23 protein-coding genes are annotated in these 24,631 nt (G+C 61.3%); 13 read left to right on the top strand and 10 right to left on the bottom strand.

The features are described from left to right. Positions 1-196: 196 nt before the first annotated feature. Positions 197-2,380: a glycosyltransferase family 2 protein gene (locus FHR70_RS08730; RefSeq protein WP_183449185.1), complete on the bottom strand. Its 2,184-nt coding sequence runs from the start codon at positions 2,378-2,380 to the stop codon at positions 197-199. Positions 2,381-2,726: 346 nt separating this feature from the next. Here FHR70_RS08730 and FHR70_RS08725 point away from each other — a divergent pair, with 346 nt between their 5' ends. Both FHR70_RS08725 and FHR70_RS08720 read left to right on the top strand, forming a co-directional pair. Next, on the top strand, positions 2,727-4,733 hold the full coding sequence (locus tag FHR70_RS08725) for an acyltransferase family protein (RefSeq protein ID WP_183449183.1): 2,007 nt from the start codon (positions 2,727-2,729) through the stop codon (positions 4,731-4,733). Between the two features lie 248 nt (positions 4,734-4,981). Continuing rightward, positions 4,982-5,929 (top strand): NAD(P)/FAD-dependent oxidoreductase, encoded by a 948-nt coding sequence (locus FHR70_RS08720; RefSeq protein WP_183449181.1) that lies wholly within the window; start codon positions 4,982-4,984, stop codon positions 5,927-5,929. Positions 5,930-5,938: 9 nt separating this feature from the next. Here FHR70_RS08720 and FHR70_RS08715 read toward each other — a convergent pair whose 3' ends face one another. Then, on the bottom strand, positions 5,939-6,958 hold the full coding sequence (locus tag FHR70_RS08715; RefSeq protein ID WP_183449179.1) for an alpha/beta hydrolase: 1,020 nt from the start codon (positions 6,956-6,958) through the stop codon (positions 5,939-5,941). Between the two features lie 176 nt (positions 6,959-7,134). Here FHR70_RS08715 and FHR70_RS08710 point away from each other — a divergent pair, with 176 nt between their 5' ends. Beyond that, positions 7,135-8,466, top strand: coding sequence for a solute carrier family 23 protein (locus FHR70_RS08710; RefSeq protein WP_183449177.1), 1,332 nt, complete (start codon positions 7,135-7,137; stop codon positions 8,464-8,466). 128 nt (positions 8,467-8,594) lie between these two features. Continuing rightward, a complete protein-coding gene (locus tag FHR70_RS08705; protein ID WP_183449175.1) occupies positions 8,595-9,455 on the top strand; it encodes an SDR family oxidoreductase in 861 nt (286 codons plus the stop codon). A gap of 56 nt (positions 9,456-9,511) precedes the next feature. Here the strand turns inward: FHR70_RS08705 and FHR70_RS08700 are convergent, their stop codons facing one another. Continuing rightward, the gene (locus tag FHR70_RS08700) at positions 9,512-9,715 is read right to left on the bottom strand and encodes a hypothetical protein (RefSeq protein ID WP_183449173.1); all 204 of its coding nucleotides are present in this window, start codon (positions 9,713-9,715) and stop codon (positions 9,512-9,514) included. Between the two features lie 197 nt (positions 9,716-9,912). On the opposite strand from FHR70_RS08700, the gene FHR70_RS08695 reads away from it, so the two are divergent. Then, positions 9,913-10,086: a DUF1328 domain-containing protein gene (locus FHR70_RS08695; protein ID WP_009494036.1), complete on the top strand. Its 174-nt coding sequence runs from the start codon at positions 9,913-9,915 to the stop codon at positions 10,084-10,086. Between the two features lie 84 nt (positions 10,087-10,170). Here FHR70_RS08695 and FHR70_RS08690 read toward each other — a convergent pair whose 3' ends face one another. Next, a complete protein-coding gene (locus FHR70_RS08690; protein WP_183449171.1) occupies positions 10,171-10,716 on the bottom strand; it encodes a sigma-70 family RNA polymerase sigma factor in 546 nt (181 codons plus the stop codon). Further along, positions 10,713-10,934, bottom strand: coding sequence for a NepR family anti-sigma factor (locus FHR70_RS08685; RefSeq protein WP_183449169.1), 222 nt, complete (start codon positions 10,932-10,934; stop codon positions 10,713-10,715). Before FHR70_RS08685 ends, FHR70_RS08690 begins: the two co-directional genes overlap by 4 nt. Positions 10,935-11,116: 182 nt before the next feature. Between FHR70_RS08685 and FHR70_RS08680 the strand changes: the two genes are divergently transcribed. The 5 genes from FHR70_RS08680 to FHR70_RS08660 all read left to right on the top strand — a co-directional run bounded on the left by FHR70_RS08680 (position 11,117) and on the right by FHR70_RS08660 (position 14,989). Continuing rightward, entirely contained in the window at positions 11,117-11,923 is an 807-nt protein-coding gene (locus FHR70_RS08680) for a response regulator (protein ID WP_036347878.1), read from the top strand. Positions 11,924-12,226: 303 nt separating this feature from the next. Continuing rightward, the gene (locus tag FHR70_RS08675) at positions 12,227-12,757 is read left to right on the top strand and encodes a hypothetical protein (RefSeq protein ID WP_183449167.1); all 531 of its coding nucleotides are present in this window, start codon (positions 12,227-12,229) and stop codon (positions 12,755-12,757) included. A gap of 361 nt (positions 12,758-13,118) precedes the next feature. Then, positions 13,119-13,865: a PRC-barrel domain-containing protein gene (locus tag FHR70_RS08670; protein ID WP_183449165.1), complete on the top strand. Its 747-nt coding sequence runs from the start codon at positions 13,119-13,121 to the stop codon at positions 13,863-13,865. Positions 13,866-14,172: 307 nt separating this feature from the next. Next, positions 14,173-14,409 carry a hypothetical protein gene (locus tag FHR70_RS08665; RefSeq protein ID WP_183449163.1) on the top strand — a complete coding sequence of 79 codons (237 nt, stop codon included), beginning with the start codon at positions 14,173-14,175 and terminating at the stop codon, positions 14,407-14,409. Between the two features lie 28 nt (positions 14,410-14,437). Beyond that, entirely contained in the window at positions 14,438-14,989 is a 552-nt protein-coding gene (locus FHR70_RS08660) for a hypothetical protein (RefSeq protein ID WP_183449161.1), read from the top strand. A gap of 79 nt (positions 14,990-15,068) precedes the next feature. Here FHR70_RS08660 and FHR70_RS08655 read toward each other — a convergent pair whose 3' ends face one another. After that, positions 15,069-15,260, bottom strand: coding sequence for a con-10 family general stress protein (locus FHR70_RS08655; protein ID WP_009494027.1), 192 nt, complete (start codon positions 15,258-15,260; stop codon positions 15,069-15,071). 423 nt (positions 15,261-15,683) lie between these two features. Here FHR70_RS08655 and FHR70_RS08650 point away from each other — a divergent pair, with 423 nt between their 5' ends. Then, positions 15,684-16,109 carry an HIT family protein gene (locus FHR70_RS08650; RefSeq protein WP_183449159.1) on the top strand — a complete coding sequence of 142 codons (426 nt, stop codon included), beginning with the start codon at positions 15,684-15,686 and terminating at the stop codon, positions 16,107-16,109. A 45-nt stretch (positions 16,110-16,154) separates the two neighbouring features. On the opposite strand, the gene glpK is transcribed toward FHR70_RS08650, so the two are convergent. The 3 genes from glpK to FHR70_RS08635 form a co-directional block, all read right to left on the bottom strand. After that, the gene (gene glpK / locus FHR70_RS08645; RefSeq protein ID WP_183449157.1) at positions 16,155-17,651 is read right to left on the bottom strand and encodes a glycerol kinase GlpK; all 1,497 of its coding nucleotides are present in this window, start codon (positions 17,649-17,651) and stop codon (positions 16,155-16,157) included. Positions 17,652-17,681: 30 nt separating this feature from the next. After that, positions 17,682-19,202 carry a glycerol-3-phosphate dehydrogenase gene (locus FHR70_RS08640; protein ID WP_183449155.1) on the bottom strand — a complete coding sequence of 507 codons (1,521 nt, stop codon included), beginning with the start codon at positions 19,200-19,202 and terminating at the stop codon, positions 17,682-17,684. Between the two features lie 89 nt (positions 19,203-19,291). Continuing rightward, complete coding sequence (locus tag FHR70_RS08635; protein WP_183449153.1) at positions 19,292-20,494, bottom strand: MFS transporter; 1,203 nt, start codon at positions 20,492-20,494, stop codon at positions 19,292-19,294. Between the two features lie 269 nt (positions 20,495-20,763). Here FHR70_RS08635 and FHR70_RS08630 point away from each other — a divergent pair, with 269 nt between their 5' ends. Beyond that, positions 20,764-22,281 carry a DEAD/DEAH box helicase gene (locus FHR70_RS08630; RefSeq protein WP_183449151.1) on the top strand — a complete coding sequence of 506 codons (1,518 nt, stop codon included), beginning with the start codon at positions 20,764-20,766 and terminating at the stop codon, positions 22,279-22,281. Positions 22,282-22,396: 115 nt separating this feature from the next. Beyond that, on the top strand, positions 22,397-23,641 hold the full coding sequence (locus FHR70_RS08625) for a DUF763 domain-containing protein (protein ID WP_183449149.1): 1,245 nt from the start codon (positions 22,397-22,399) through the stop codon (positions 23,639-23,641). Here FHR70_RS08625 and FHR70_RS08620 read toward each other — a convergent pair whose 3' ends face one another. After that, positions 23,642-24,589, bottom strand: coding sequence for an acetamidase/formamidase family protein (locus FHR70_RS08620; protein WP_183449147.1), 948 nt, complete (start codon positions 24,587-24,589; stop codon positions 23,642-23,644). Positions 24,590-24,631: the final 42 nt, after the last annotated feature.

The raw sequence follows: 24,631 nt of genomic DNA, 5'->3' as shown, positions 1-24,631 counted from the left end.
ATCAATCAAAAATATTTACCTCGTTAAGCCATACTCTTGAGGTTTGCTGTGGTGCCATGAGGGCGCTGACTGCGCATTTTATCGCAAGTATGCATATTAAGCGTTGAATACTGTTGTGTACTTATCTCTCTGGAAAAAGCAGCCAACTGTCGTCGCAGAGGTATTCCCCGTGAGGCTGTCGATGACGCAGCGTCGTCTATGAAGCCTGTGGCCTCGCCGAACGTTGACTTAGAAAGCCATCGCCCGAAGATTTCCTCTTGCGCGTTGCGACACCCTGCAGGTGATAGATCTTGCTGTGAGGAGTATAGATGATCCTCTGCCCGAGCAGGCGTCGGATGCCATCACAAAGAACCCAATCCGAACGGTAATGGGCGCCATTCCCGCTATCGAGACCTCCCAGGGCTTCGAGCGTCTCAGGCCGGAACAGGCCGCAGAAGAGGGGAGCGTAGCTGAGTTCGACTAACCCGTCCTCCACATCGAAGTCCAGATTGAGGATGTTGTTGTGGTGCGCCGAGAGATTGATGTCGCACTCAAAGCGGATCGATGCTCCCGGCATCTGGTATCTTGAGGCTTTGCTGTTTGCGGGCAGGACCTGACGCGGAACGGCCATGCCGGCATCATTGTGTTTGAACAAGACATAACGCAGCTCATCGAGCCAGTCGGGCGTGACGAGGGTGTCGTTGTTGAGGATCAGAACCTTCTCGTGCTTACTCAGAACCTCGTTGAGCCCGCGATTGACGGCGAAGCTGAATCCAGAGTTGGCTTCCTCCCTGATAACGCGCACGTTGTCGAACGAGAGCGGCAGCTTCAGCAGATCCGTGTAGGTTTCCTCAGACGAGCCATTGTCCACGATCAGGATCTCGTAAGGGGGGGGCGTGTGCTCCGCAATGGAGCGCAGGCACATCTCAAGCTCATCGCGAGATTCATAGTTCGGGATCACAATCTGAATGGATTCGGTAGGAAGCACCGACAGTCTTTCCCTGCGGACCTTCCGCGCCCGCCTGCCCAGAGAGGTCGCCAGGTGCTCGGCACCGTCGGCAGTTGCAAACGGCTGTGACCAGTCTGACCGTTCTGCCATTTTCGATCTGAAGTCTACGAGGTAGCGCTCCTCGTCAGTGCAGTCCGAAACTCCTCCTGTGGCTCTGCCTTGAAAGGAGTGGCCCAGAATGCATGGTACAGCGATTGGCCTCGTAACCTCGGCCATCCTGAGAAAGAGGTCCCAATCCACATGACGGGTCAGGGAGGGGTCAAATCGCCCAACCTCTGCCAATAGTTCACGTTCGTGCATGAACGCCACCAACGAGATGTAATTGGTGTTCTCGAGGAAGCTTCGATTGAAGGGCGCAAAACGGATCGCCTTGAATCCAGCCCCCAACCGGGATTCGGGATCGAACCTATCCCAAACCGCATAGGCGCTATAAGCAGCGCGAGCCCCATGGGAGCGCAATTGATTGAACAGGATAAGAAGATGGTCAGGGTCCCACTGATCATCGTCGTCGAGATAGGCAAGAACTCGACCGGATGAATGCTCTATCCCCGCATTTCGAGCGGCGCTGATCCCCGCTCGCTGATCGAGGCGAACATACTTGATCCGCTTGTCATCAAACTGCCGGACGATGGCTTCCGTTGCGGGCTCTTCGCTTGCATCATCAACAATAACCAGTTCCCATTCCTGGTAGGACTGCATGATGACTGAGACGATCGCATCGCCAATCACGTCAGGGCGATTGCGGGTCGGCATGATGATTGAGATTAATGTGTCTGGCGACTTTGCAGAATATTCTGCGGCGAGCCTCCTCTTCGCACTGTCCATGCAGGCAATGATGCGAAGATCGTTCTCCCAGAGGTCTGATCCGAGCAGATCGGGTGTGACCACGGCAAGATGGAAATACTGATCGAATGTATCGAAGCGCCTGTGAAGGATATTCTTGATCTGGTACGGCGCGAGGTATCGCGTCACGGGCACTCGGCAAAGAATAGGAGATGCGGTAACGCGATAGGCATGCTCCTGGGGAATGCGCGCACGTGCCGGAAACTTAACATTTTCATACCATGGGCTAGGAAAGCGACCGCTCTTCATGCCTGCAGCGAGATAATCGCGATAGGCTTCCTCATGATCTGCTGGCGCATCGGGATAGCGGGTGAGATACCAAGCTGCATCGAAAAGCTGCTTTGCAGTAGCCTCCCGAGGAGGTTCCGGCGGCTTCTGCGCCTTGGGCGGCTTGCTGACCGCAGGTTTGCTCACCTGGATGGGGGGAGAGGAGGGCGCCAGTCCTCTAGCGATGTTATGGTGAATTCCATTGGGCACGAAGGCCCTCATCCACTGCCTGACAGGCTGAGGAATGAAGAAGAATGCCGATCGCAAAATGGTCCGCATCATGTCCTTCGAGTGCTCTTTTGATTTAGCGGGCGTAGTCCCGAACCCTTAGAAATGCAACCTCATGTGATAAAATAGCTCACATGGGGGTCGGGGGGCTGAGCCTGCTGTTGGCCCTCTATTATGTGATGCCTTGAGGCTGTTGGCGCTTCCACAGAGCCATCTCCCATCTTCCGCTGCATCAGGGCCGGAGACCAGGAAGCAATTAATCTTGACCTGTTAATACTTGCAAAGAATAAGACGCGCAAAGGTCTTTGATTCTAGGAAGTATGGTTCGGCACTTGCCGGATTTTGAAATCGAATTGCATCAAAGTCTGTACAGAAGACAGTAAAGTTATAAAATTACACTATGCTTAAGCCTCAGCATGAGCTTGTTCCAGAGATTCAAGGCTTGCGTGCAGTCGCGGTTCTCGCTGTACTATTCTATCATATCTGGCCGTGGATCTTGCCAGGCGGGTATGTCGGGGTCGATGTCTTCTTCGTCATTTCCGGCTACCTGATTACCGGCTCCCTGCTGAAGGAGGCGGAAGGGTCAGGCCGGATCAATATCGGCGCATTCTATGCTCGCAGGATCCGTCGCCTCTTGCCGGCTGCAACCGTTGTCTCTCTTGCGGTAGCTTTGGCAATCCCGCTGTTTCCAAAGGGGCAGTGGGCTGATCTCGCAAACAGCATCGTCGCGAGCGCCCTGTACGTCCAGAACTGGTTCCTGGCAGCCGAAGCGGTCAATTACCTGGCCGACGACGCTAAAGGACCAATGAACCATTTCTGGTCCCTCTCGGTCGAGGAGCAGTACTATATCCTCTGGCCTTTGATCCTCATGCCGGTTCTTCACTTCGCGCGATGGAGCGCTTTGAGTCCCCGCGCATCCTTCGGCTGGTTCGTGGGACTGATTGGACTTGGATCGCTGGCTTACTCGGTTTGGTTGACACCTGTCACTCCGGGCGTGGCTTACTTCGTCACCACCACGCGCGCGTGGGAACTGGCGCTCGGGGGGGCTTTGGCCGTCATCCCGGTTCGCCACTTCATCGCCTCTTCCATGCGCGCGGTCTTGGGAGGAGTCGGCCTCTTGGCGATCGTGCTGGCGTGTGTTGTCTACAGCGATCAGACGAGCTTTCCCGGTTATGCGGCGACGCTGCCCACCTTGGGCGCCGCCGCCGTGATCCTGGCCAGCGGCGCGCACGTGCCTCTGTCAGCTGGGCGGATCCTGAATACGCGAGCGTTTCAGTATCTGGGTGATATTTCATACTCGCTCTATCTCTGGCATTGGCCAGTGATCGTCATCTATGAGACTGTCGTCGGGCGAGCAGTCGGCCTGCGCTCCGGGGTGGCTGTCTTTGCTGCATCTTTGGCGCTAGCTCACCTCAGCAAGGTGTTCGTCGAAGATCCATTCCGAAGCGCACGCTTGAGTCTGGGGCGCACCTTCCTGGTCGGTGCGGCCAGCATTGCGATCACGGTTATTGCAGGGGCTTCGTATCTGGTGCGGGATGCTCTCGAGCCGACGCCGATCGCTTCGAGCGACAAGCCGCGTGGGGCATTGGCGATGAAGGACGCCGGCTATGATTGGAGGAAAGAGGATCCTCTGAGGATTGTGCCCCGACCTGAGAAGGTCAATGCAGATGTGCCATTTGCCTATAGGGACAGGTGTCAGCAGACCGTTGAAGGAACTGAAGTTTTGGTCTGCCACTATGGGAATCCGGATAGTGGCACCAAGGTCGTCATGATCGGCAATTCCCATGCAACGCATTGGTTTCCTGCCTTCGAGGACATCGTGCGCACCCAACCGATCTATTTTCGTGGGATCGCGAAGTCCGCGTGCATATTCTCGTTAGAGCCAGTCTACGATACAGGTCTCAAGCGTCCTTATACCGAATGCGCTGAATGGTCGAAGAACGTCATCGAGTGGCTCTCGCGGGAGCGTCCGGACGTTGTTCTCATCTCTCATTCTTCGGGATCTAACAAGGTCACGCAAGAAAAGCTGATCGCTACATGGAGGCCGTTGCTTGAAATGGGTCTGGATGTCCGTCACGTCCGGAACATACCATGGCTACCCTCTCATCCGGGCAAATGCCTCGAAGGCAGCAAGAATTGGATGACGGATTGCCTACCCTCACGCAAGAAGGTGTTGCGTGAAGATAATCTTTTTATGGTGGCAAAAACACTGAATGTTAAAATTTTGGATTTCTCTGAATACTTCTGTGACAATACCCATTGTCCTGTGATGATCGGGGGAGTTCTTGTTTACAGGGACAGTCACCACATGACCGCGACCTATTCGAGAACCCTGAGCGGGCCACTGCAAGAAAAGCTTGCGCTTACAGCGCCTTCCAGGGCGACTGAAGTGCGACAGAACCAGTGAATCTGGGTCAGACGGGGCGAGTGAGCGCCGTGAGAGCAAGCCAACCAAATGCCAACAGCGGAGTTAAACGGCTGACAGCAAATGCCGCGATGTTACTCCCCAGTACTTTAATAGCATGGCGATCCGGCGTACCCCTTTCTGGAGGCGGCACAAGGGATGTTGCCATTCCAGAGCATCTTCCAGTGTTTCTGATCTTTTCCCGCTCTCGCGTGTTGTGACTCCTGCATTCATGGAAGGATGGGAGAGGGATGGCGGCTAACGGGGATATTCTGGACTGCCTGATCGTCGGCGGGGGGCCGGCAGGGCTGACGACGGCTTTGTATCTGGCCCGCTTCAAGCGCCAGTTTGCCGTGGTGGACAGCGGGACGCCTCGGGCGGCCTGGATCCCGACGAGCCATAACATCCCCATGTTCGCGGAAGGGATTGCGGGCAAGGACATCCTGGCGCGGGCCCGCACCAATCTGGAGCAGTATGGGGCGAGGATTCAGGCTGGCCGGGTCACGGGCCTGCGCAAGCAGCCCGACCGCTTCATCGCCGTGGTGGAGGGCAATGACGGTTCAACGGGCCAAGTCGCGGCCCGGAGGGTCGTCATCGCCACGGGAGCCGTGGATATCGAGCCCGATCTGCCGGACGTTCCCAATGCCGTCCAGCGCGGCCTCGTCCGCTACTGCCCGATCTGCGACGGCTATGAGTCCCGCGACCGGAAGATCGCCGTCATTGCCTATGGGGCCCATGGCATCGGAGAGGCGGTCTTCATCGCCCGCACCTATTCCAGGGATGTGACGTTGCTGACCTTGGGGCAGCATCTGGAGCTCGACCCGGAGCAGCAGGGGAGGCTCGACGAGCACGGGATCAAGGTGGTCGAGGCCCCGGTGGAGTCGCTAGCCATGGAGAATGACCGGATCTCCGCCGTGAACGTGGCCGGCAAGGAGTATCGCTTCGACGTGCTCTATTCGGCGCTCGGCCTCAAATACCGCTCGGATCTGGCCATCTCCCTCGGGGCCGAGCACGACCCCTCGGGCAGCCTGATCGTTGACAGCCACTGCCAGACAAGCGTCAAAGGCCTTTATGCCGCCGGCGACATCGTCCGGGGCATTGACCAGATCGTGGTGGGCATGAGCCATGCGGCCGTAGCGGCCACCCATATCCACAACCATTGCGAGCTGCCGACCGAGGACGAGCCCGGCGGCGCGTAAGCGCCGACCTTAAGCGAGGGCCTTCGCCAGGAGCGGCAGGCTGATGTCCATCCGGTAATCGACGGAGGAGTGGTCGTCGTGAAATTCCTCGTACGTGTGAGGAATGCCCGCGGCCTTGAGCTTCCGGCGCATGATCCGAGAGCCGTAGACCATGTTGTATTGGTCGATGTCGCCGCAATCGATGTAGAAGGCCTTGAGCCCGCGAAGGTTTGCCTGGTGCTCCGCGTCATCCACCATCCTCAGCGGATCCCAGCGCAGCCAGTTCGCCCAGCGCTCCTCGATGATCTCGCAGGTCTCGAGATCCACCGGCAGGCGGACCCCGTAAAACTGGCTCGGATCGGGATCGAAGCTTGCCGCCTGGGCGAGCAGCATCAGGGTGTGCCAGTCCTTGTCCTTCGCCTTGGGGCCCGCCTCAAACTTGCGCAGGAAGGCCTCGATGGACGTGCCGTGATCGACCAGATGGCGCAATGCTCCGGCGAACTCCCCTAGATGATAGAGGTACTCGAAACCCACATCGCCCGAATGGGAGGCGGCGGCCGACCACACGGAGCCGCCGTGGCGCAACGCATGCACCATGGCGCCATAGCCGCCCGAGCTCTTGCCGAACACGCCCCGGCGTCCGTCTCCGCCGCAACCGAAGCGCTCTTCGACGAAGGGCAGCATCTCGCGGATCAGGAAGGTTTCCCAGAGACCCATGGCGGCGCTGTCCACATATTGGTTGCCGCCGAGCCGGGTGAAGCAGTCGGGGAAGGCCACCACGACCGGCGGCATGGCGCCGGTGCCGATCAGCCGGTCCAGGCGCTCGGGCACGTTCTCGCCGTAGTTCTTCCAGTTGGTGTGGGCGGGCCCGCCGGCCGTGTAGCCGACGAGGTCGACGAGGAGGGGAAGGCCGCGGCCGTCATGGCCGGCCGGCACATAGACGTCGATCCGGCGCCGAGAGGGATCGTCGAGCAGGTTGTCCTTCAAGCAATCGCTCTCGATCCAGAGGCTGTGCACCACACCTGCCGAAACATCATGGTTCTTGCGCATCGCTGTCCCTCGCCAGATCAACCGCCCGAGATGTGACTGTCAAAACGGCACTTGTCCAGAATTTGGGTCTTCGCGCCGGTTAATAAGTCCTTATCCCACCTAGCCATTCCACAGGACCCGAGTCTACGGTGCGGCCCCAGGTATCCAACAATGGTGTCGTACTTGGGGGTGTAGTCATGAGCGATGGTTTCCTGCCGCGATGGAGCTTGAAGACCGAAGGGGTCGTCATGCCGGACGAGCGGCTGCCGACCGGCCAGATGGTGGTCGTCGGCCTGCAGCACGTGGTGGCCATGTTCGGCGCGACCGTGCTGGCGCCGATCCTGATGGGCTTCGATCCGAACGTCTCGATCCTGTTCTCCGGCATCGCAACCCTGATCTTCTTCCTGGTGGTCGGCGGCCGGGTGCCGAGCTATCTGGGTTCCAGCTTCGCCTTCATCGGCCCCGTTCTCGTTGCCACTGGGGCGAGCGTGGGCAGCCCCAACCCCAACATTCCCCTGGCGCTCGGCGGCATCATCGCGGCCGGTGCGCTCTACTTCCTCATCGGCCTTGTGGTGCAGATGGCGGGGCACCGCTGGATCGAGCGCCTGATGCCGCCGGTGGTGACCGGTGCCATCGTGGCCGCCATCGGTCTGGTGCTCGCGCCGATTGCGATCAACAGCGCCTCGGGCATCACCCCCGACAACCAGAACGGCACCGACTTCGCGCGCTGGATCGCCCTCGCCACCGTCGTGGCGGTTGGCCTCGTGGCCGTCTATGCTCCGGGAATGTGGCGCCGCCTGCCAGTGCTGATCGGTGGCGCTGCTGGCTACCTGATCTACTTCATCTGTGCGAATGTGCTGGGCCTTGGCCAGCCCATCGACTTCGCGAAGATCGGTGCGGCGGCCTGGTTCGGGCTTCCTACCTTCCAGAGCCCGGTTTTCGACATGCGGGCGATCAGCCTGATCGCGCCGGTGGCCGTGATCCTGGTGGCCGAGAACCTCGGGCACATCAAGGCCATCGGGGCCATGACGGGCCGCAACCTCGATCCCTACCTCGGTCGCGCCTTCATGGGCGACGGCATTGCCACCATGCTGTCGGGGGCTTCCGGCGGCACGGGCATGACCACCTATGCCGAAAACATGGGCGTGATGGCCGTGACCCGCATCTATTCGACGCTGGTCTTCCTCATCGCCGCGGCCTTCGCGCTGCTGCTCGGCCTGTCCCCGAAGTTCGGCGCCTTCATCGGCACGATCCCCGGGCCTGTGCTCGGCGGCCTCTCCATCGTGGTCTTCGGCCTTATCGCCGCGACCGCCGGTCGGATCTGGGTGGAAAACCGGGTCGATTTCTCGAATCCGCGCAATCTCATCACGGTGGCGGTGGCGCTGGTTCTGGGCGCCGGCAACTTCAAGCTGAACGTGGCCGGCTTCACCCTGGACGGCATCGGGACGGCGACCTTCGGGGCCATCATCCTCTACCATCTTCTGCGAATGGCGCCCAGCACGGTGGATCGCACCGAGACCGCGCACTAAGCCTGTAGCCTTCAGGAACACGCTTTTGAAGCCCGCGTTGAGCCTCAACGCGGGCTTTCTCGTATGGCTCGGCCTGTTCCTCATGGCCGGCAGGAAGCTCGCATCCTTTCCGCACAAGGGATGTCAGCATGAGCTCCGACCAGAACCAGACCTTGCCGCCTCAGGTGCAGGATCAGCAGCCCGGCTACGAAACCGAGATGAACCCGCGGCCCGACTACGAACCGCGCTATCCGGGCAGCAACCGGCTGCAGGGCAAGGTTGCCCTCATCACCGGCGGCGACAGCGGCATCGGCCGCGCGACAGCCGTTCTGTTTGCCCGTGAGGGTGCCGATCTTGCGATCCTTTACCTGAACGAGAGCGAGGACGCTCAAGAGACGAAGCGCCTTGTGGAGAGGGAAGGGCGCTCCTGCCTGACCCTTGCGGGCGATGTGGGCGACCCAGGCTTCTGCCGCTCGGCAGTCGATCAGGTGATCCAGCGCTTCGGCAAGCTCGACGTGCTGGTCAACAATGCGGCGGAGCAGCACCCGAAGAAGGAGATCGAGGAGATTACGCCCGAGCAGATCGACCGCACCTTCCGTACCAACATCTTCGGCTATTTCTACATGGTTCAGGCCGCCATGCCCCATCTCAAGAAGGGCGCCGCCATCATCAACACCACGTCGGTCACCGCCTATCGCGGCAGCGGCGATCTGCTCGACTACAGCGCCACCAAGGGCGCGATCGTGGCCTTCACCCGGTCATTGGCGCAGAAGCTCGCTGGCGAGGGCATCCGCGTGAACGGCGTGGCGCCGGGACCGATCTGGACGCCGCTGATCCCCTCGACCTTCCCGGCCGAGAAGGTGAAGCAGTTCGGCGCCAACACGCCCATGAAACGCCCTGGGCAGCCGAACGAGGTGGCGCCGTCCTACCTGTTCCTGGCGTCGGAGGATTCCTCCTACATCACCGGTTCGGTCCTGCATCCGAACGGCGGCGATCCCACGGAGGCCTGAAACAAGAAGGGCGGCTCAAAAGAGCCGCCCGATTCATTCTGGTGCCGCGGGAGATGTCAGCGTCTGCGACGCACGCGCACCGGAACCGGATTGTGCGAGGGAGTCATCAGCACGAAAAGCAGCATGACGGCCGAGAGGGAGCCGCCGATCAGAAAGAGGATTTCCGCGATCTCGACCTGAGAGGCCGCGCCGGTAATCGCTGCAAAGACGGTAGCAACCGCAAAGATGAAAAGCGCACGAAGGGCAACCGAACGATTCATTGGCCATCTCTCCCAAGTGTTCTTGAAAACGTGTGGCGGGATGTCGAGTTCCATATGAACAAAAGCCTGGAGGATTACTTTTGAACGACTGATGAACAGGTTCAATGAATAACGAAAGGTGGAACCTTACAGTCGCGCTTGGCGTTGTTTGAACATCGTCGGCTTTCAGTCGATTGTAAAGTTAGCGAGGTAACACCATGCTCGGTTGGGCAGTCACTTTTCTCATCATCGCTCTCGTTGCAGCTCTGTTCGGCTTCGGGGGTATCGCCGGCACCGCCGTTGAAATCGCGAAGCTGATTTTCTTCGTTGCGATCGTGCTGTTCGCAATCTCCGCCGTCATAGGCCTGCTGCGCGGACGCAGCCCTATGTGATGCCGCTGCGGCATACCTGACATCGAACGCCGCCCGTCAGAAGGCGGCGTTTGTCTTTTGGGGGGAGGCTGGTGGTCTGTTGCGTCAACCCTGAAGGGCTGCCCGGGTCATGCTGTCGGGGCCCAGATCGTCGATGTCGTCAACATTCAGCAGCGAGGCGAGGCGGATGCGCGCCCGGTTGACCCGACTCTTGATGGTGCCGACGGCACAGCCGCAGATATTGGCGGCTTCCTCATAGGAAAAGCCCGATGCTCCTACCAGGAGAAGGGCCTCACGCTGATCGGATGGGAGCTGGGAGAGAGCGCTGCGAAAATCCTCGAAATCCAGATGGGCTCCCTGCTCGGGCTGAACCTTCAGCCGCCCGGCATAAGAGCCGTCAGGATCCTCGATCTCGCGGCGCCGCTTCCTGTACTCGGAGTGGAAGAGGTTGCGCAGGATGGTGAAGAGCCATGCATTCAGGTTCGTGCCGGGTTCGAACCGATGCAGATTGGAAAGTGCTCGCAGGAGCGTGTCCTGGACAAGGTCATCTGCCCTGTCGACCTGGCCTGAGAGTGAGATCGCGAAGGCGCGGAGGCTGGGGACCGCCGCGAGAAGAGCCTCCCGTAATTCGGGCTCAGGCTCTGATGTCATTGAGACCCGTCCTTTTGCCCGTTCTTGTCCAGCTGCTCGAGCAGGTCCCTGAAGCGATCCGGAACTGGCTGCTGCATGAGCTCGTCATACATGGCGCGGAGCTGGTCGCCGATGCGTTTCTGGCTGCCGCTGTCGAGCTTAGGATCGGTTGCAAGCTTTTCGCCGGAGCCGTTATCGAGACTGACCCGGGCGAGCTTGTTCCCCTTATCAACCGTCATATTCTTCCCCTCGCCACCCCATGTTTATCCGGGGTAGCCAACCTTGGCAGTATCCATATATTCGTTTTCGAGCAATAACGCTCATTGCTGCGCCCGGTTCCATTCGACGGAACTTTTGCAGCTTTGCCGCGTTGAACGAACCATCGGTACAACGAGTCAAAAGCACAGTTAAGGGGAAGCGAATGTCGACAGCCCAGCTTGTCGTCCAGCACTTACCATACCTTCGTCGTTATGCGCGCGCGCTCACAGGCAGCCAGATGGCTGGGGACGCTTATGTCGCTGCGACCCTCGAGACGCTTGTGAGTGAGCCTGAGACCATCGGCCCCTCCGGAAACGTGAAGGTCGAGCTCTTTCAGGTTTTCACCCGGATCTGGAATTCCCTGTCGGTCAACGGCCGAAGCGAGCAGATCCAGCGGGATCTGCCGGCCGAGGTTCGGCTCGGGCAGATTACACCTCTTCCCCGTCAGGCGTTCCTTCTCTCCTGCCTCGAAGGCTTCGGAGAAGAGGAGGTCGGCCAGATTCTCGATGTCGACACGCGGACCGTGCGCGACCTCGTGGACGAAGCCGGCCGCGAGCTTGCGGCCGATATGGCAACCGACATCCTCATCATCGAGGACGAGCCGCTGATTGCCATGGACCTCGAGGCCCTCGTCGAAGGCCTGGGCCACAACGTCACCGGCGTCGCCCGCACGCGGACGGAAGCCGTCAAGCTGGCCGCGGCCAAGCAGCCCGGCCTGATCCTGGCGGATATCCAGCTGGCGGACGGAAGCTCCGGCCTCGATGCGGTGAACGACCTCCTCAAGTCCTTCGAGGTGCCGGTTATCTTCATCACGGCTTATCCGGAGCGCTTCCTCACAGGCGAGCGCCCTGAGCCGGCCTTCCTGATCGCCAAGCCGTTCCAGCCGGCAAACGTATCCGCCGTCATCAGCCAAGCCCTGTTCTTCCAGCAGAGCGCACGTCGGCGCGAAGCGCGAGCTGCAACAGCTTAAATCCAAACGGATACCAGCCTGAATAGTAATAGCCCGGCTTAATGGCCGGGCTATTCTTTTGTGCGGATGTATTGAGCGCAAAAAAAGACGGGCTCGAAAGCCCGTCTAAGGTGCCGGCCAATGCACAAGGGGAATGCGGGGAGGACCAGGAGGCCGGTGCTTAAAGAACGTCCTATCGAAAACAAAAGTTCCAGGCTTTTTCTCCCTCTTTTTATTCTCTTCTCCTACGTAAGAATGCAGGAACATCAAAGAAACGGTCGCGTTAAATTTCCAAATGCTGAGGTTGAAGAGCAGGAGAGAGGGATGTTCCGTATCCCTGTGGCACTGGTGGGACTGGCTGGAATTTTCTTCGTCGCGGGCAGCTTCGTACCCGCTTCCTTCAACATGTCTCACCAGGCGCAATCCGAGGTCCTGTCCAATGCTGCGCTTCCCCTGCGCATGAGCGCCACGACTAAGGGGGATCGCATGATGGCTCCTGTCCCGAGCGAGAATCCGGCAACCGTGTCGATCGTTGAGCTCGTTGGCGTTGCCCAGGCGACGGTGATCCTTCGCGATCGCGACGGGAAGGTGCTCTACAAGTCCGATCCTCACTCCGGGACCACGATCTACGCCCGAGACACGGATCTGCCTGTGGTCACTCTCAAGGAAGACATTCAGGCTCCTGCGGCCCAGCACCCCGTCACTCAACGGGAGGGCAGTGACGTTCCCCGTGAGCAGAAGCAGAAGGCGCCCAAGCCGGTCGGTTGTCTCGGCGATGTCAGTCCCTTGGTCAAGTCCAGTGCCGACAGGATGCCGAGCCTCTGTCTGGTATCTCTCCTCCGGTCGCTTTCCTGATGGCTGTGAAACCAGACAAGCCTGCTGATAGGTCATGTGCTTCTGCTGCCTCAGAGGACCATCGGTCCCTGAGGGCTGAATGATTCTCCATTGGCGCATGGCCAAGGCTCGGGAACCAATTCCCGTGACAGAAGTTCCCGTTGTTGGACCTGAGATTTCTGCTCTCTTGTAAGAAGCGGTAGAGCTATTCTGCTGTCTCGATAAATATTAATAAGTATTCATACTTTATCGGAATGTCGATTGAGCTGTTCACATTGTCTTGAATAGGTCAATGTTCGGAACGGTTGCTCATGCCGGGCGTTTAGCCCCCGCGCACTTCGGCGCATAACGCGATTTAATGTACTCTCAGGAGAAATAAGCAATGCTGAAGAAGCATATGGCAGCTTGCCTTGTAGTGACGGCTTTCGCGGCTGCGCCCGCCCTTGCACAGACCTCGACCACCAGCCCCTCGGCTCCGACTGACCGTCCAGCAGCGTCCGGAACCGGCACCACCTCGTCCGGTTCGCCGGCCATGCAGCCCGGCGCGTCCGGCTCTTCGTCGACGATGAGCCAGTCCTCGTCGACCATGAGTCAGAGCGGCGGCATGCAGGGTCAGTTCATGACCAAGATGGAAACTAACCAGATGATGGCCTCCGATCTGATTGGCACCCGGGTCGTCGGCGCCAACAACGAGTCGATCGGCGACATCAATGACGTCATCATGGACCGCAATGGTCAGATCATGGCGGCTGTGGTCGGTGTCGGCGGCTTCCTGGGCATTGGCGAGAAGGATGTGGCGGTTCCGTTCAATGCTCTTGAGTTCATGAATGCCCAGCAGGCCCAGGCCATGAACAACAATGCTAGCAGCGGCAACAGTAATGTCGCGACGACGGGCTCGACGACCACGACGGGCAACACCGCTACGACTGGCTCGGGTACGGCTGGAGCGTCCAACACGACGGCCAGCAACACCTCGAGCAACCAGAATCAGCCTGAACGCGTGGTCCTGCGCATGACGAAGGACCAGCTTCAGGCCGCTCCTGCGTTCGATGAGGATGGCGACAACGCCAATCGCTCGACCACCGGCTCCGCCGGTCAGTCCGGCACCTCGACTGCTCCCAAGCAGTAATCCTTCGCCGGATTGGAAGGTTGTGCGGTGTCTGGGGAGCCCAGGCACCGCATTTTTTATATCTGTGGCGGGTGGAGCGGCCAAAATAAAAGGCGCAGCCATGAAGCTGCGCCTTAAAGGTGCCAGTCCAAGGGGGCATTCGGGCCGGTTATCGGTACAACGGTGGCCATCCACTCCGGTTCCAGGGCACTTTCAAATATTTCTCCACCTGTCTGCTGCTGTCTTGCGACCGTCTGGACTTGTTGACGCACAAGGAACCGCGGTTCGGGGCATACGTTGCCGTTTCAAGCGCGATGCGGAGGAAACGATGACTGCAGCAAATGAGCTGGATGCCATTCTGTGTCAGGAGGAACTGCCGGACGAGTTTTCCCGGCTGACCTCAAGCTCCCCATCCAGGGACAAGCCGTCGGTGGCCTCCATGCTCAGCGGCATGATTCCCGTCTGTTACCAGGATGAGGTGACCTGCCCCCTGATGTTGAGGCGTCATCTCGTCGTTCCGGCATGGCCGCATGTGCTGCCGGCCGGGCTGGGTTCAGTGGTCTGAGTGAAGAGAGGTTGAGGATTTTTGTTGCATGATTGAAGGATCGTCGTTCCCGTCGGCAGTCAATCCCGTGGCGGTCCTGCTCCACCCGAGTGCCGTCCCGGTCATTGATGTTTTCCGCTCCCTGAACCGGCTTGAAGACCAGTATGATCTGGCTTTGCTCGATGGGCCTGAGCAAGGGCTGGCAGCCTATACCCGGCCTGATACGGCCAAAGGGATCGTGTCAGACGCGCTGCTTCTCGCATTTGCCCTGACCCGACAGCGCGGGCGTCCGTTCGTCCATAAGCCGGTCGGGTCCAGGCATGGAAGCTTGGACGAGTATTCTCTTCTGACGCTGATCGGTGCCTCGCGCCATGCGTCCTCGGAGGTGGCCCTCGAGGCAGCCCGTCATCTCGAGATCGTTTCGCTCGACTTCATGTCGGCCTTGGCAGGGGAGCTGGTGCGGCAGATCGATCTCGGCACCGTGGCGTTCGATGTTCCGAGCCTGTCCGATTTCCGAGCCGTCATGGGCGTTGGAGCCTCCGAGGAGGTTCACGTGGAAGCCGTTCTGACGCGTGCCGAATTCAACTTCAGGCACCAGTAGATCTTCATTTTGATATGTCGAGATAAAGTAAAAGGGGCCGCTGAGCGGCCCCTTTTGATATTATAAACAGGTAAAAGCGCTATTCCTGATTGCCGCGGGTATTCCCCGAGGCCTGACCGCCCTTGCGGCCGGCTTCCGAGGCGAGTTCACGGTCCTGCGAGAAGGAACGCTTCTCGGCGGGAACGCTCTTGCCGCCCTTGCTGGCGATTTCACGCTGCCGGTCGGAATCCATCGACGCGAAGCCACGCTTCGAGGTCGAACCACCTGCCATTTATGCCTCCTAATCGAGTGGTGATCGTGCTTCATCAACCGCTCGCGGAATCGATGGTTCCGGTTCAGGTGGGCCAACCTTTGCAAAAAATTTTGCGAAATTATTCAGACCCCACGAATTGGCACACTTGCGGCAAATGTTTGGCTGAAGGAAACAAGGCAACATCTTGTCGATAGGATTAAGAGCCAAGAAGGTACTTGCCTCGATACAGGTGGGGAATGCCATCTATACTTGCCAATAGATGTCTTATCGAGGGTAAGTCATAGAAGATGGATTCTGAGGCTAAAACCATGGCCTGAAATTGAGGTGTCTTGGTGTCAGGACGGTGCGGGAAGGGAGTGGCGATCCAGTCGCTTGCGCCGGTATAAGGGATTGGCGATGCTCCGAGCGCTCCTGCAGACATGGTGGAGGATAGAGGACGGGATGACCTACGACGACAACAACGTATTCGCAAAAATCCTTCGCGGTGAGCTGCCGTGCCACAAGGTCTACGAGACCGACCGGATCCTGGCGTTCATGGATGTCATGCCCCGGGGTGATGGTCACGTGCTGGTCATACCCAAGGCGAAAGCCCGCAACCTCCTCGACGTCGCGCCGGACGATCTCGCGGAACTCGCGAAGGCCGTGCAAGTCGTGGGTAAGGCGGCCAAGGCGGCGCTCTCGGCCGATGGCCTGACGGTCCAGCAGTTCAATGAGAGCGCAGGCGGGCAGGTGGTCTTCCACATCCATTTTCACGTCATCCCCCGCTTCGAGGGCGTGGCGCTGAAGCCCCATACGGGCCAGATGGAAAAGCCGGACGTTCTGACGGGAATGGCCGAGAAGATCCGTGCGGCCGTGGCTCGAACCTGATGATATGAGCGGCAGGGTTGACCTGCCGCCTTCCTTTTCGAAACCTCAGTCCGCCCAGTCGAGGGAACGCGACACGGCCTTGTTCCAAAGGGCGTTCAAGCACTCGCGGCGGGAAGCCTCCATGGCGGGCATCCAGCGTTTGTCCACGGCCCAGTTGCGCACCAGCTCGTCGGTCCCGCTCCAGAAGCCCGTCGCCAGACCGGCCGCGTAGGCGGCGCCGAGAGCCGTGGTCTCGATCACCTTCGGGCGCACCACCGGCACATCGAGAATGTCCGCCTGGAACTGCATCAGCAGCTCGTTGACCACCATGCCGCCATCGGTGCGCAGCTCCCTCGCGGTAATGCCCGTGTCCTTGGTCATGGCGTCCAGCACCTCGCGGGTCTGGAAGGCCGTGGCCTCGAGCGCCGCACGGGCGATATGCGCCTTGGTGGCGTAGCGCGTCAGGCCGCCGATGAGCCCGCGGGCATGGGAGTTCCAGTGCGGCGCATAGAGCCCGGAGAAGGCCGGCACGATGGTCACGCCGCCATTGTCCTCGACGCTTCGGGCGAGGGTCTCGATATCGGGGCTCTTCTCGATCATGCCGAGATTGTCGCGAAGCCACTGCACTAGGGCGCCGGCAATCGCGATCGAACCTTCCAGGGCATAGACGGTCTTCCCCTGGCCGAAACGGTAGCCAACCGTGGTGAGGAGACCGCATTTCGACGGGTAGGGGGTCTCGCCGGTGTTCATGAGCATGAAGCAGCCGGTGCCGTAGGTGTTCTTGGCCTCGCCGGGCTGGAAGCAGGCCTGTCCCACGAGGGCCGCCTGCTGGTCGCCGAGAATGCCGGCGATCGGGACGCCGGCCAGATTGTCGGTTGCCTCACCATAGACCTCGCTCGATGAGCGGATCTGCGGCAGGCAGGCGCGCGGGATGTGGAAGAGGCTCAGGATCTCCTCGTCCCAGTCCAGGCTGGCCAGGTTCATGAGCTGGGTGCGGCTGGCATTGGTCACATCGGTGATGTGGCAGCCGCCGTCAACGCCGCCGGTCAGGTTCCAGACCAGCCAAGTGTCGATATTGCCGAACAGCACGTCGCCGGCCTGCGCCTTCTCACTGGCGCCCGGCACGTTGTCGAGGAGCCAGCGCAGCTTGAGGCCCGAGAAGTAGCTTGCCAGCGGCAGGCCGGTCTTGTCGCGCAGGCGATCGTAACCGCCATCACGGGCGAACTCCTCGACGATCGGGTCGACGCGGGTATCCTGCCACACAAGGGCGTTGTGGAGCGGCTTGCCGGTGCGCTTGTCCCAGATCAGCGTGGTCTCGCGCTGGTTGGTGATGCCGATGGCGGCGAGATCGCGGGGCGATAGCCCTTTCTTTGTCAGGGCCTCCTGGATTACGGCTTGCGTGTTGTGCCAGATCTCGAGTGGATCGTGCTCCACATCGCCGGGCCTGGGGTAGATCTGCTCGTGCTCTTTCTGCCCCACCGAGACGATGCTCCCGGCCTTGTCGAACACGATGAAACGCGAGCTGGTCGTGCCCTGATCGATGGCACCGACGTATTGAGCCATGTCCTTCCCCAAACCTTATTGTCCCAAAGCTTATTGAGCCGCGACAGATGCCGCCTTTGTCTTAGCCAAATAGGCATCGATCCTGGCGGGAGCGTCAACCGGCACATGCAGCCCAAGCTTGGAACGGCGCCAGAGGATATCCTCTGGCGTGCGCGCCCATTCGCGGCGTACCAGATAATCGACCTCGGCCGCCGTGAGCCCGGCGCCGAAATCATCGCCGAGATCGGCCATGGACTTGGCCGAGCCCAGAAGCTCCTCGATCCGCGTTCCGTAGGCGCGAGCAAGGCGATGGGCGAGATGCTCGGGCAGGAAGGGCCAGCGCTGTCGCACATCGGCGAAGAAGCGGTCGAAATCCGCATCCGGCATGTCGCCGCCCGGCATCTTGGCCTTCTCGGTCCAGGACGGCTTCATGTTGGGGAAGTAGGATTTCAGCTCATCGAGGGCATGCTCCGAGAGCTTGCGGAAGGTGGTGATCTTGCCACCGAAGATCGACAGTACCGGTGCCTGACCCTGCGGCGCGTCCATGTCGAACACGTAGTCGCGGGTGACCGCCGAGGCGTTGCTCGATCCGTCGTCGAAGAGCGGACGCACGCCGGAATAGGTCCACACCACTTCGGCCGGGGTGACCTCGCGCTTGAAGAAGTGGTTCACCACGTTGCAGAGATACTGGATCTCGTCCTGGGTGATCTCCACCTTCTTGTCCGGCACGGACTCGACCGGGATATCGGTGGTGCCGATCAGGGTGAACTTCTCCTGGTACGGAATGGCGAATACGATCCGCTTGTCCGTGTTCTGGAGAATGAACGCTTCCTTGGTGTCGAAGAGCTTTGGCACCACGATGTGGCTGCCCTTTACGAGGCGTACGTTCTTGGTGGTGTTGAGGCCTAGCTTGGCGTTTAGCACGTCGGCCACGAAGGGCCCGCCGGCATTCACGATCACCTTGGCGCGCAGCTCTTCCGTGGCGCCCGTCTCAACGTTCTGGAGCGTGGCGACCCAGGTCTGGCCGTCGCGGCGGGCGGAGGTGAGCTTGGTGCGCACCCGGATGTCAGCGCCCTTCTCGAAGGCGTCGAGGGCATTGAGGGCTACCATGCGGCTGTCCTCGACCCAGCAGTCGGAATAGACGAAGGCGGTGTCGAAGCCGGGCTTCAGGGCCTTCCCGGCAGGATGCCGGGTGAGCTTGATGCCTTCCGTGCCGGGCAGCTTCTTGCGCGGGGCCAGGTGGTCGTACATGAACAGGCCCAGGCGCACGAACCAGGCGGGGCGGATTCCCTTCTCATGCGGCAGGATAAAGCGCAGGGGCCAGATGATGTGGGGCGCGGATTCCAGCAGCCGCTCGCGCTCGAACAAGGCTTCGCGGACCAGCCGGAACTCGTAATACTCAAGATAGCGCAGGCCGCCGTGGATCAGCTTGGTGGAGGCAGACGAGGTGTAGCCGGCGAGGTCGCCCTGCTCGCAGAGCACCACCGAGAGGCCCCGGCCCACGGCATCGCGCGCGATGCCGGCGCCATTGATGCCGCCGCCTACAATCAGAAGATCAGTCACTGTCGTCACGGAATGCGTCTTTCCTTCAATCCGGGCTGTCCCGGTGCCCTGCACATGGTTTCTTTAGCCGTCTAAGGCAAGACAATTCTTGAACTTGTTCAAGGCTCCTTCGCCAGGGCGAGGTTTAGCATGAAAGCGATGAGCGAGCACACGGCCATGCCGAGGCACAGGACGATCACGGCATCGTAGCTGCCCCACCAGGCCCAGAGAGCGCCGAAGGCAAAGGGCGCAACCGCCATGGTGATCCGCACCGGCATGGCGATCATGCCCTGGATGGCCCCGTAATCCTCGCGCCCGAACAGCTCGGGCGGGAGCAGGGCCCGCACGATGGTGAGCATTCCGTTGGAGGCGCCGTAAAGCCCCGCGAACACGAAGATCAGCCAGGATCCGGCCGAAATGAAGGGCAGGAGCAGGAAGCCGAGGGCGCTCATGGCCATGGTGAGCACTCCGATGCCTCTCAGGCTCATGGCCCGCTCACCGAACCCGGTAAGGAACCGCGCCGCCACCTGGGCCGGCCCGATCACCGTGTAGGCCGCCACAGCGGCCTCGATGGAGAAACCGCGCTCGAGGAGAATGGGGATCAGGTGAACGGGAATTCCAATCGAGATGATCCCCTGGAGGACGCTGGTGATCACGAAGAGCCAGAAGGCTGGCTTCGCGAGAACCCGGCGCGGGTTCGATGTGGAGGGGGCGACGGAGCGGCTTTCTCCGGTGTGCTTCGGCCTTGCAGGGGCGGCCGGGATGCCGGTGGCATGCAGCACGGCGCAGATCCCGATGTTCAGGGCCGCCATGGCCAGGAGCGTGTCGCGCCAGCCGTAACGGTCGATGAGCACGTGCAGGAGCGGGATGAACACCGTGCTGGCGAAGCCCGCCACGAGGGTGATGATGGTAATGCCCCGGCGGGCCAGCAGGCCGAGGTTCAAGGCCAGGACCGCAAAACCCGCTTCGTAGAAGAGGGCGCTCGTGGCGGCTCCCAAGCCGAGCCAGATCAGCACGAAAACCGGATAGCTGTCGGTATACGCCCACACGACGAGGAGGAGGGCGGCCAACACCGAGCCGCCTGTCATTACGGCCCGCCCATAGCCCTGGTCGATCAGCCGGCCGACTGGCATGGCGAAGAAGGCGGAGGAGATGAGGGCGAGCGAGTAGGCGGCGGTCAGGGCCGTCTTCGACCATCCGAGGTCCCGCTCCATGGGGTCGATGAGGAGCGCGAAGGCATAGAACAGCGTCCCGTAGGAGATCAGATGGGTGATCGAAAGGGTTGAGACGATGCGCCAGGGCATGGAGCCTGAGGGGGACATCTCTGCTTTATGTCAGGCCTTGCGGTTGACGGACAGGCTTTAATCCCCCATATGCACAGCAGGCGACGGCGACCGGCATACCGGGCCGCTTGAGCGGGACTGCGTGACGGATATTCGCATGAGCGAAGACCCCGGTCCCCTTCTTCAATCGCTCCATCATAAGGCGGCCCCATCACGCGGGCTGTTTCCCAAAAGAGCCCTGAAGCGCCTTTGCTTTTTCCAAGCCGAACCTGCTTTGCGGCTCACCGCATCCGTTCGAAAGATACACTTTGACACTCTTCACCGATTTCGGATTGGCCCAGCCGATCCTGAAGGCCCTGTCGGCCGAGGGCTATGAGAAGCCCACCCCGATCCAGGCCCAGACCATTCCCTACGCCATGGAAGGCCGCGACGTGTGCGGCATCGCCCAGACCGGCACCGGCAAGACGGCCGCCTTCGCGCTGCCGATCCTGCATCGCCTGTCCGAGACCCCGAAGCCGCGCAAGCATAAGAGCGCCCGCGTGCTCGTGCTCAGCCCGACCCGAGAACTGGCGAGCCAGATCGCCGACAGCTTCAAGGCCTATGGCCGCAACCTGCGTCTCACCACCGAGGTGGTGTTCGGCGGCGTCACCATCTCCCGCCAGGAGAAGGCGCTGATGAACGGCGTCGACGTGCTCGTCGCCACCCCTGGCCGCCTGATCGACCTCGTGGACCGCCGGGCCCTGTCCCTGCGCGACATCGAGATTCTCGTCCTCGACGAGGCCGACCAGATGCTCGACCTCGGCTTCATCCATGCCTTGAAGCGCATCGTGACCCTGCTGCCGAAGGAGCGTCAGAGCCTGTTCTTCTCGGCCACCATGCCGAAGACGATCTCGACGCTCGCCGAGTCCTTCCTGCGCAACCCGGCCCATGTGGCGGTAACCCCGGTGGCGACCACTGCCGAGCGCGTGGAGCAGAGCGTGATCTTCGTGCAGACCGGCCGCAAGCAGGTGCTGCTCGAGACGCTCCTGCGCGACCCAAGCATCGACCGCGTGCTCGTCTTCACCCGCACCAAGCACGGTGCGGACAAGGTGGTGCGCGGCCTCGACAAGGCCGGCATCGTGGGCGCCGCCATCCACGGCAACAAGTCCCAGCCGCAGCGCGAGCGTGCGCTGGCCGGCTTCCGCGATGGCACCTGCCGCGTGTTGGTAGCGACCGACATCGCGGCTCGCGGCATCGACGTCGAGGGCGTGTCCCACGTCATCAACTACGACCTGCCGAACGTGCCGGAATCTTATGTCCACCGCATCGGCCGCACGGCCCGCGCGGGTGCCACGGGTCTCGCCATCTCTTTCTGCAACGACGAGGAGAAGGCATACCTGAAGGACATCGAGAAGCTGACCCGCCTGAAGGTACCGGTCATGCCGCTTCCCGAGGGCCTGCCTGCCGCTCCCGCCGCGTCGGAATCGTCCGACCCGCGCCGCGAGCAGTCCGGGCGCAACGGGCAGCAGCAGCGGGGCCGTCCGGCTCCTCATGCCCGCGGGCATCAGGGCCATGGCCAGGCGCGCAGCGCCGATCCGAATGCCGACCGGGGGCCGAAGCGCCGTCGCGGGCGCGGAGGAAAGCCTGCAGGAAACGGTCAGCCGCAGGGCGGCCAGCCTGCTGGCAACCAGCAGCGCCCCGCTCAGGCGCAGCGTCCGGCGCAAGGTCAGCGGCCTGCACAGGGTCAGCGTCCCGCACAAGCAAAGCCCGCCGGGCAGCGCTCAGAAGGGCGCCGCGGTGATGGCGCACAAGTGGCTTGGCTCGAAAAGAGCCCCCGCCGCCGCTAAGACAGTTCAAGGCGCCTTCGGGCGCCTTTTTCTTCTCATGAGGGCTCAGGCTCACCTCTCCCCATGGGGAGAGGTGAGCCTGCCGCCGTATTCGATTTTCAGGAGACCCCGCACGATGGCCAAGCGCGCCGGTAGCGCCGATCTGCCGCTCCATTCCGGCCATGTGCCGAAATGGCTGGCGGATCGCATGACGCGCCTCGGCGGCGTGGTGTCTGAGGCCATCGTGCACCATTACGGGCGCGACGAGCTGCTGCGCCGGCTCGCGCATCCGTTCTGGTTTCAATCCTTCGGCGCCGTGATGGGCATGGACTGGCACTCTTCCGGCATCACCACCAGCGTCATCGGCGCCTTGAAGCGCGGGCTCACGCCGCTCTCGAAGGAACTCGGCATTCATGTCTGCGGCGGGCGCGGAAAGCACTCGCGCCAAACGCCGCATGAACTCGTCGCCATCGGCGAGCGCGTCGGCTTCGACGGCGCGGCGCTCGCGAATGCGAGTCGGTTGGTTGCGAAGGTCGACAGCGCTGCGATCCAGGACGGGTTCGATCTGTATCTCCACGGCTTCATCGTCACGGATGACGGCAAGTGGGCGGTGGTTCAGCAGGGGATGAACGATACGTCCCGGCTGGCGCGCCGTTACCACTGGCTGTCCGAGGATCTGAAGAGCTTCGTCGACGAGCCGCATACGGCTATCGACGGCAAAGGGCAGGGCACCATCGTCAATCTCACCGATCGCCGGGCAGAGGCTTCGCGCAAGGCGCAGATCGACATTCTAGACACGTTGGGGCCTGACACCATCGCCCGCAAATTCCTGACGCTCGAAGAGCGTGAAGTTGCTCCGGCTGCGAGCCCGCAGCCCCTGCTGCCGCATCTGGTCATGCCCGAGCATCACGATGTTCGGGCAAAGGACGTTGTGCTGCGGCGGCTCCACGGAACACTCGCGGCAGCGGCGGATCGTGGGCCGACAGATTTTCCCGATCTGCTGATGACGCCCGGCGTCGGTCCGCGCACCGTCGAGGCGCTCGCCATGGTGGCCGAGGTCGTGCACGGCACGCCGTGCCGCTTCAGCGATCCCGCGCGCTTCTCCTTCGCCCATGGCGGCAAGGACAGGCACCCGTATCCCGTGCCGGTGCGGGTCTATGACGAGACGATCCGCGTGCTGAAATCCGCCGTGCAGAAGGCGAAGCTCGGTCAGCAGGAGGAATTGTTCGCCCTCAAGCGGCTCGACGATCAGGCCCGTCAACTCGAACGCCATGCCACGGGTCGGGATGTTGAAGAACACATCCGGCAGGAGCGAGCAAAGTCGCATGGTTACGGCGGCCGCTCGATCTTCGGCGAGGAGCCGCCGCCGCAAGATGCCTGATCAGCGCTGGGCTTTCTGCAGCAGGCTCTTGTCGAGCATCACGTGGACGCCCTTGTTGCCATTGACCACCTGAGTGATCCGCAGATCCGCCGCGAGGCTGCACAGGGCGTAGGCCTCCGCCTTGGTGATGCCGGTACGCGCGACGATCAGGTCGATCATGGAGCGGAGCGCGATGACCACGCAATCGTCCAGGTCTGGGTCGAACGCCATGGTCATGACATGCGTCGGCGTCTCGGCCATGGGCCAGATGAGGCTCATGTCGTCGCGCAGGTGCAGTTCGAAGGTGCCGATCAGCCCGGTCTCGATGGCCGTCACGCAGACCTCGCCGTCACCCTGGACACCATGGCCGTCGCCGACGGAGAACAGGGCGCCGTCCACATGGATCGGCAGGTAGAGGGTCGTGCCGGCCACCAGCTCCTTGTTGTCGAGATTGCCGCCGTTGCGGCGCGGCGGCAGGGTGCTGAGTGCTCCCCAGGAGGCAGGCGGCGCCACGGCCATCACGCCGAAGAAGGGTTTCAAGGGCAGCTCCAGGCCCCAGGGCAGCTTGCCCGTCATCCGCTCGCGATCGAGCGGGATCGTCATGGCGTGGATCTCGTCGAAATCGTCCGGCAGGGCACCCTTCTGCGGAGCCGAATAGGTAAAGCCCCAGTCGTAGTGCAGTTCAATGTCCTTGATGCGCACTTCCAGAACCTGACCGGCCTTGGCGCCGCTCACGGCAACCGGACCCGTGCAGATATGGCCCGGCAGCTTCGGCTTGTGGGTCGCGTGAACATCGGTCAACGCCTGCGGGATGACAAAAGGCGCGGGAGGCATCGCCTCCGGGCCGCCGGAGACGGTCGACATCGTGACCGTGTCGCCTGAATTCACCGTAAGAAGCGGAGGAATGCCCGCGTCGAAATAACCCCAGTGAACGCTCTTGGGCGATGCATCAATCCGGTACTCGGCCACGAAACACCTCTGCTGTCTTTCTCACGGCAGGATGTGTCGCAT

It is taken from the genome of Microvirga lupini, assembly GCF_014191055.1.
GTDB classification, from domain to species: domain Bacteria; phylum Pseudomonadota; class Alphaproteobacteria; order Rhizobiales; family Beijerinckiaceae; genus Microvirga; species Microvirga lupini_A.
The sequence above is the reverse complement of the archived record's forward strand: the minus strand, read 5'-3'. Positions and strand labels throughout refer to the sequence as shown.